The organism is Streptomyces aureus, from assembly GCF_001418135.1.
GTDB classification, from domain to species: Bacteria; Actinomycetota; Actinomycetes; order Streptomycetales; family Streptomycetaceae; genus Streptomyces; species Streptomyces aureus_A.
Map to the genome: position 1 here is coordinate 1 of NZ_LIPQ01000552.1, position 2,139 is coordinate 2,139.

Annotated in this window: 3 protein-coding genes; all 3 read right to left on the bottom strand. The window is 76.2% G+C overall.

Features of this window, described 5'->3' with window-relative positions:
- Positions 1-1,343: MFS transporter (locus AOK00_RS33730; RefSeq protein ID WP_055603951.1), on the bottom strand; the 1,343-nt coding region annotated here is incomplete at its 3' end.
- 102 nt (positions 1,344-1,445) lie between these two features.
- Positions 1,446-1,796 (bottom strand): ArsR/SmtB family transcription factor (locus AOK00_RS33735; RefSeq protein ID WP_254047601.1); only part of this gene is annotated, 351 nt, incomplete at its 5' end.
- Between the two features lie 10 nt (positions 1,797-1,806).
- Positions 1,807-2,013: a cold-shock protein gene (locus AOK00_RS33740; protein WP_055603950.1), complete on the bottom strand. Its 207-nt coding sequence runs from the start codon at positions 2,011-2,013 to the stop codon at positions 1,807-1,809.
- Positions 2,014-2,139: the final 126 nt, after the last annotated feature.

A 2,139-nucleotide genomic window follows, 5' to 3' on the forward strand; every position in this document is an offset into this window, starting at 1 on the left:
GCGCAGCCCCCTGCGGCGGGGGCGGGCGTCCGCCGGCCCGTGGCCGGGTCCGCGCGCGGCCACAGCCTCGCCGCGCCCACGGCCCCCGCCAGTGCCACGACGGTGAGCACGGCCGCCGAGGCGGCCGGGCCGGTCGTCGCGGCGAGCCAGCCGGCGAGCGGGTAGGTGAGCAGCCAGCAGGCGTGCGAGAGGGAGAACCGGGCCGCGAAGGCGGCGGGCAGGTCGCCGCTCCGGACGGAGCCGCGCACCACCCGGCCGCCCGGGGTGAGCACGGCCGAGCCCGCGGCGCCCGCGACCAGCCAGAGCAGGAGCAGGGCGGGCCAGGACCAGGCTCCGGGCCTGGCCGTGAGGCCGAGGGCGAGCAGCCCCAGGGCCCCGGGCAGGACGAAGGCGGCCCGCACCATGACCGCGCGGTCGCCGCCCCGCGCCAGCACGCGCGGCAGCAGCAGGGCCATCGCCATGGAGCCCGCGCCGTACGCGCCGAGGGCGAGGGGTACGTCCCCGGTGGGGCGGCCGAGGGTGTCGCGGACGAGGATCACGGTGTCGACGAGGACGACCGCCCCGGCGGCCGCGACGGCCAGGTCGAGGGCGAGAAGGGCGCGCAACCGCGGGGCGGCGAGGACGAGCCGGATCCCGGAGACCGCCCGGGCGTACGTACGGGGGCAGGGAACCGCGCCACCACCGGGCTTCGACTCCGCGCCCGGGTCGGAGTCCGCGTCGGAGTCCGCGTCGAGGGCCGGAGCGTGGCCCGCGTCGGAGTCCGCGGCGGGGTCCGCGGCGGGCAGGGCCGTCGTGCGGACCAGGAGGGCTGAGGCGACGAACCCCGCGGCGGTGCCGGCGAAGAGCCAGGCGTAGGGGACGACCGTCAGCAGCGCGGCGGCGAGCACCGGGCTCGCCAGGCTCTCCAGGTCGTAGGCGAGCCGGGCGAGCGACAGGGCGCCGGTGTAGTCGCGCTCGTCGGGCAGCACCTGCGGGATCGTCGCCTGGAAGGCCGGTGTGAAGGCGGCCGAGGCGGCCTGGAGCAGCAGGATCAGGACGTACACCTGCCAGACCCGGCTGACGAACGGCAGGGCGAGCACGACCGCCGCGCGCGCGAGGTCCATGGAGACGAGCAGCGCCCGCCGGGGGACGCGGTCGGCGAGGGCGCCGACGAGCGGGGCGAGGAGGACGTACGCGGCCATCTTGATCGCGAGGGCGGTGCCGAGGACGGCGGCGGCGTTCGCACCCGCCAGGTCGTACGCGAGGAGGCTCAGGGCCACGGTCGCGAGGCCGGTGCCGGTGAGGGCGACGACCTGCGCGCCGAACAGACGGCGGTAGGTGGGGTTGCGCAGCGCGGACAGCATGAGGACGCCCCCGGTCGGCCACGGCGGACTGCGGACGTCACCAACGTAGCGGACATGTGCGTACTTGCGCACATGTTGGTGTCAGGGGTCCGGAGGAGGCCCTCAGTCGTGCCAGGGCTCGCCGCTCACCTCGTGATCGGCGCGGCTGATCGCCTCGACCACGAGCCGCTTCAGATGCCCGTCCGGCATGGCGTACACGACCCGGCGCCCGTCCTTGCGGGACTGGACGAGCCCGGCCAGACGCAGCTTGGCCAGGTGCTGACTGACGGCGGGGCGCGCGGCCCCGCAGGCCTCCGTCAGGGCGGTCACATCGGCCTCGCCGCGGGTGAGCAGCCAGACCAGGTGCAGCCGGGTGGGGTCGGAGAGCAGGCCGAACACCTCCGCCGCCGCCGAGAGTTCGAGCGCTCCCGGCGTCCGCTCGTGCGGCCGGGACGCGGCCGCGGCCGCGGGATCNNCGGCCACGTCAGACGCGCAGCTCCTTCGCCTCGAAACGGCCGTCGCCGAGGACCAGGACGAAGGAGACCTGCTGCCCCTCGGAGAGCGTGCGACCCTCCCCCTCGATGTCCTCCGCACGGAAGTACACCTGCTCCTCGGAGCCCACGGGAACGACGAACCCGTACCCGCCGGCACGGTTGAAGGACTGCACGAACCCTTTGCTTCTGCCTTCCACGGCGGCCTCCTCGTCGTCGTCACCGGTGGCGCGGCGGAGGGGCGAGGACCCCGGTGGACCGCAACCGCGTCTCAGGGGACTTGTACCCCGCGCGGCTGACCTTCGCCCGTCGGCGGGGCGCCCCCC